Origin of the sequence: Pseudomonas sp. LM13, assembly GCF_041381355.1 — a bacterium.
In the GTDB taxonomy this organism is placed as follows: Bacteria; Pseudomonadota; Gammaproteobacteria; order Pseudomonadales; family Pseudomonadaceae; genus Stutzerimonas; species Stutzerimonas frequens.
Genome location: NZ_JACBXH010000080.1, coordinates 1 through 5,433, shown reverse-complemented (window position 1 = coordinate 5,433; position 5,433 = coordinate 1). Strand labels below are relative to the sequence as shown.

Genomic DNA, 5,433 nt, shown 5'->3' with positions numbered 1-5,433 from the left:
GCCAGCACCAGCGAGGTGAACTCGTGGCCCATGGGGATGCCGGCGAAACGCAGGCTGATGTTGCCGCCGATGCGGTTGAGCGAGAACGACGGCTTGCGCGCATCGTCGCCGTCGGTCTTCAAGGCGATCTTGTCGCTGAGGCTGGCGATGTCCTGCAGCAGGCTCAGCAGCTCCCCGGATTTCTCGCCGTCATCGAGGGACGCGACTATTTCGAAGGGCTGGGTGACCTTCTCCAGGTAGGCTTTCAACTGGGTCTTGAGATTGGAATCCAACATTGGCGACTTACCCCGTCAAAGTGTATTAGCCCTGAGGGCTCTTAAGATGAATGACTCGAATGAGGCAAACTCTACTCCGCAGTAGGGGTATTCCGAAATTGATTAAAACAGTCGCGCCGATTCGATCTGTCTATTTTGAAAATGAAAACCCCGGCCGGGGCCGGGGCTTTCTTTGCATCACTTTGAATCTACAACCACTGCCGCAGCTGTCGACGGGCGACAAACCTGGCATTCAGAACCACAGGCAAACTCAATTAAATCAATGACTTACGAAAATCAATGGGCACCATTATTGGCATGATTGAGCCACATAAAGTGGCATTTTTCGTCAAAATGACCGCAATAAATGGCATTTTCCGTAAGCCCCTGAAACGAGCCGCGTGCAGCACTACATTTCGGCAATACAACCTACGCGCTGGAGGCAGACCTCAAGCCACAGCCTGGATTGACAACCTGTCAATGCAACCCAGATTACGGCGAATCCACCGAGTAGGAAACAGCCACCTTCCACCTCCGACGGACGGAAAGCTTGGTGGTCTATGAGGACTCGTTAACCCTTTGCCAGCAGCTCCATTGAGCTGGACGAATCAGCAAATCGATAGCCCATAGCCTTGTAACCCGCTTGGCGCTTGCTCCACATACGGAGCAAAGCAGGATGTCCGGCATCAATGAAGTCAATGATGCGCACATCAGCCTTACTCACATGTTCCCGGTGCAGGCGGCCCGCATACTGCTGGAGAGTGCCCTTCCAGGAAACCGGCATGGCCAGTACCAAGGTATCCAGTGCCGGGTGGTCAAAACCCTCTCCAACCAGTTTCCCGGTTGCCAGGATCACCCGTGGTGCATCGGCTGGCAGTGCTTCCAGTTCGCCAATTAGTGCGGAGCGTTGCTTCTTAGACATCCGCCCATGCAGCGTGAATAGGTTCTCGACCCGGCCAACCAGCTGTTTCTCAATTGCACTGAGGTGATCCGTTCGCTCAGTCAGCACCAGGATCTTCCGTCCTTGGTCAAAAGCCTCTCCGACCTCGGCAACAACCTTGGCTGTTCGCTCCGTGTCGTTGCACACCTGCAAGAAAACATCCTGGATGCCTGTCCCTTCAGGCATGACTATCGGTCGAGAAAGCCACAGTGGTGTCACTGCCAGATCAGCTGGAGCACTCTCCGGCCTACTCGCGGTATGCCGGATGGGCCCGCACTGTATGAAGATAATCGGCTGCTGCCCATCACGACGTATGGGTGTAGCAGTCAGTCCCAAGACATATTTTGCGCTTGCGGCCTTGAGGAGGGCCTCGAACGAAAAAGCTGACAGGTGATGGCATTCATCCACGATGATTTGTCCGTAATTTTTCACCTGCTCGCTGACTTCGCCCTGCCGCGACAAGGACTGCATCACGGCAATATCGATGATGCCTGTCGGCTTGGTCTTACCACCGCCGATGGTGCCGACTTTCGTTTTGTCTGCACCCAGAAACGCCTGCAACCGCTCCTTCCACTGCTGGAGCAACTCCGTCCGGTGCACCAGCACCAGCGTGTTCACACCACGCCGGGCAATCAGCGCGGCAGCCGTGACGGTTTTTCCAAAAGCAGTGGGCGCACAGAGGACGCCGGTGTCGTGCGCCAACATGCCTTCGAGAGCAGCCTCTTGATCCGGGCGTAGCGTGCCCGCAAAGTGGACATCGATGGGCTCTCCAGCGAAGCGCTCATCGTGCAGCACCAGCTCAATCCCGTTGTCATGCAGCAATGCCCGCACGTCATCCAGGCAGCCACGGGGCAAGGCAATATGCTGGGGAAAGTTTTCCGCGCAACCAATGATCCGGGGCTTGTTCCACACAGGCAGACGCATGGCCTGTGCCTTGTAGAATTCGGGGTTCTGAAAGGCCGCCAAGCGGATGAGCTTGTTGACCAATGGCTGGGGCAGTTCGGACTTGTCGAAATAGATCTGGTTGGCCAGGGTAACGTTCACTGACTCGGGTAACGGACAAGCCAACTTCTGAGTCTTTTCCGCTGTGCGCTGCCAGGGTTTCGACTCCTCGTCATCCGCTACTGCGGTGACATCCAACGGATGCCGACCTCCAGTGGCCAGCAGGGTTTTCGGCGCAATATCCTGCACGGGCATAGGCTGAATGCTGGCCAGAAATGCCCATTGGTCGGGATAGGCCACCAACGTCTCATCGGCAAAAACACTGCCGTTGAGCGCGCGAGCTCGCTTCTGCAAGGGCAAGGCAATCAAGTTGCCAAAGCCGCCTTTGGGCATGCTGTCCTGATTTGGAAACAGTCGGTCATACGAACCCAACGTCAGTTGCCGAGTACGCTCGCAGGTATGGCTGATGATCGCGGTGCCAAGCAGGCGCGCCTCATAAGCAGGGACATTACGCTCGAAGAAAATCCAGGCGTGCGCCCCGTTGCCCGAGCGAGAGATTTCCAGTGCCACCGGCACGTCCAACTCACAGCATGACTGGGCAAAAGCCGTGACATCTTCACGCCAATCGGCCTCGTCAAAATCCACCGCCAGGAAGTAGCAGGTGTCGTCTGGCAGCAACGGGTAAACGCCGATGACAATATCTCCGGCCAGATGCTTGTAGAGCACCTGATCAGTCAGCGGCAGGAGTTGGCGGAACGAGCAATCTCCGCACTTGATCCGTGGCTTCTCACACACGCCTGGACGCCATTCATTCGCACATGCAGGTGAGTAGCCGGTCTTTCCAGCCTTGCTTTCCCAACGCAGGGGAAAGACATCGGCACGCCCCCGGAACAGACGCTTGAACAGCGCCAGCTTCTCATTGGTATCCAGAACCGGGACTAGCGGTGGCAGCGCTACGGCCTGTTCAGGCTTTGGCAGCTCAGCCGGTTGCCGCCACTCAATACCATGCGTTTCCAGCAATGCGATCAGGCGAGCATTCTCGGCCCTCAGTTGCTCAACCAGATCGTCATCACTCATCGCATGAAAACCAGAATCTGCCTGACGTGAGCAGGGCGTTACTTGAGCCGCTCAGCGGCCTTGCGATAGGCCTGCTCGCGATCACGCCGATCCACGGCCACGACAAATACCACCACCTCATGGTCGATCACCTGGTACACCAGGCGATAACCGCTGCTGCGCAGTTTGATCTTGTAGCAGTCGGGAAGTGAGTGAAGGCGATTTGCCTCAACGCGCGGATTGACCAACACCCCCGCGAGCTTTTTCTTGAGCTGCTCGCGAACGGTGTCGCCTAGCTTGTGCCACTCCTTCAGTGCCCGCGCATCGAATTCGAGGCTATAGGTCATCCAGCGAGACCTTCACGCGCTGGGGAGCAGCAAGGCGCTCACGCACCGTGGCAATCAGGGCCTCATCTTCCTCGGTCATCAGTACCGGACGGAAGGGCAACTGACCGCGTTCGGCCACGTATTGCAAAGCTTGGCGCATCAGCTCAGAAGGGGTGACGCCAAGCTTTTCCAGTTCCCGGTACGCGCGGACTTTCAGCTCGTCGTCAATGCGGATATTGATCGAAGCCATGAGATCGGCCTCCATGTAAAGACATTCGTATTTACAGTGACAGGGTAGCCGTTATTTGGCAAGCGGGTTAGCGCCCTGCCAGTAGCAACCCGACCAAGTGACCCCTGGCTGCGGCGCCACACCTCAGGTGCACGGTACCCACATAACGTTAGTGTGGTCGCCAGCACCCTGCCCATAGCCGGGTGCCATTGAGGCCGATGCATCAGCGTGGCGCCTCATGATGGCGTTAAATCAGCATTTTTAAAGCAGCTTTCAGGCCATGAGCCTTGAGCTGCTTCTTGGCAAACTGCTCGCCACGGCGGGTGGTCACGCCTGCCATGATGTCGTCATGGAGTTGGCTATTAGTAGGCTCTCCATTGGCATCCAGTGTGTAGCAGGAATCGACGCTGAGCTGCTTGGTACTCTCATGAACAGGACTGTCCGGTGAGTCGTTAAAGTCTTTCATGTAGCCTCTGTCATCTCAAATATCATGGCCAGTCTAGTAGATACTGAGGTGGCTCACTGTAGCCATTGCCTCAGGCTGGTGTCGAACCAGCGATTCAAGGCTCTGGTCTAGGAGTAGCCGAGCAACGGCGTCACTCGATGATCGGCAGGCGCCGGCGCATATCCACCAAGCGTATCTGCGTGTCGTACTGGCGATAGGAGAAGGCGCGGATGACAGTCTACCTAGAATAGCAGCTAGCTATAGAAGGTCTTCGCCACCGTGGGCCTTTAGGTAGTTGATGTACCCTGTCCGCTCGAGGAGCGACACTTCCTTGGCTGGAACTTTCTGCCTTTGAAGGTCTTCGTACAGCGCCTCCACGTCAACCGAGTCCAGATCGGGGGTGTACTCAAACAGGTCTACGTTTTCGGAATTCTTCATGGCTCGTTACCTGATATAGGTTACATAGTCAAAGTACCAGAGCTGGCTACATAAAGTCGCGGCACAAGATTGAGTACCTGGCCATGTTGATTTACCGACTTAACATGGGCAAATTGACATCATTGTTCATGCCTCCATCTGCCATGCTTGGGATGAAATCAAATGCTTACAGTGCTGTCACTCATGGATGAGCGCTCACGACCCAAGGGGTCGCGAGACCCTTTGGGAATTGAGGCAATCTGGAGCTACATGGGGCGAAAAGTTGTCGGCAACCTGACCACTGTCACGAGCAACCTCGATAACTTCATGGTCAGCTTGCTGTGCTGTGCACAGGCAAACGTTTCAACAGATCAGCTCGAACAGATCCAAGCGAATTTTCTCCGTGCTGAACAGCTGGCCGCATATCTGCGCCTTGCTGCTGGAAATGAAAATTTTCTGGGAATCACGCGGGCTAAAGCCAACTTCAAGAACGGCCAACTACCTCTTGGCAAGACTGAGTCGGCACAGATCCTGAGCAACCAGTTGAGTTATGGTCTGTGGGGTTTGTACTCCACAGCCATGCAAGTGGCAGGTTTGATCACGGGGGCTGAGCGACGACTGACTGATCAGGGCCGTTCACTCGTAACCGAGATGGTACAGTGCCTGGGCGAAGATCAGTGGCAAGCCTTCAATGCTCTCGCGCAACACAGCCAACTCAGCATGCCTGATGTTGAAGCCCTTGCGCCCGCGTTTAACCGCATGCTTCGCGACAGCCAACTGCGTCGAGCGGTAGTACAGGCACTGCTCAACTGGCAATCCGCTAG

The 5,433-nt window shown here is 55.9% G+C and carries 5 protein-coding genes and 2 pseudogenes; 1 reads left to right on the top strand and 6 read right to left on the bottom strand.

Translation table 11 applies throughout. The annotated features are described in order from the left end of the window. The 6 genes and pseudogenes from HZR81_RS23080 to HZR81_RS23055 all read right to left on the bottom strand — a co-directional run. Positions 1-275, bottom strand: a pseudogene (locus tag HZR81_RS23080) (alkyl hydroperoxide reductase subunit F); the annotation flags it as partial. A 550-nt stretch (positions 276-825) separates the two neighbouring features. Beyond that, positions 826-3,213 (bottom strand): TOTE conflict system archaeo-eukaryotic primase domain-containing protein, encoded by a 2,388-nt coding sequence (locus HZR81_RS23075; protein ID WP_500129358.1) that lies wholly within the window; start codon positions 3,211-3,213, stop codon positions 826-828. 38 nt (positions 3,214-3,251) lie between these two features. Next, on the bottom strand, positions 3,252-3,539 hold the full coding sequence (locus HZR81_RS23070; protein WP_500129357.1) for a type II toxin-antitoxin system RelE family toxin: 288 nt from the start codon (positions 3,537-3,539) through the stop codon (positions 3,252-3,254). Beyond that, the gene (locus HZR81_RS23065; protein WP_084314717.1) at positions 3,529-3,768 is read right to left on the bottom strand and encodes a type II toxin-antitoxin system RelB/DinJ family antitoxin; all 240 of its coding nucleotides are present in this window, start codon (positions 3,766-3,768) and stop codon (positions 3,529-3,531) included. The genes HZR81_RS23070 and HZR81_RS23065 overlap by 11 nt, the downstream gene beginning before the upstream one ends. 226 nt (positions 3,769-3,994) lie before the next feature. Continuing rightward, a complete protein-coding gene (locus HZR81_RS23060) occupies positions 3,995-4,213 on the bottom strand; it encodes a hypothetical protein (protein WP_500129356.1) in 219 nt (72 codons plus the stop codon). A gap of 237 nt (positions 4,214-4,450) precedes the next feature. Continuing rightward, a complete protein-coding gene (locus HZR81_RS23055) occupies positions 4,451-4,630 on the bottom strand; it encodes a hypothetical protein (RefSeq protein ID WP_500129355.1) in 180 nt (59 codons plus the stop codon). A 162-nt stretch (positions 4,631-4,792) separates the two neighbouring features. Between HZR81_RS23055 and HZR81_RS23050 the strand changes: the two are divergent. Then, positions 4,793-5,433 (top strand): annotated as a pseudogene (locus HZR81_RS23050) (hypothetical protein); the annotation flags it as partial.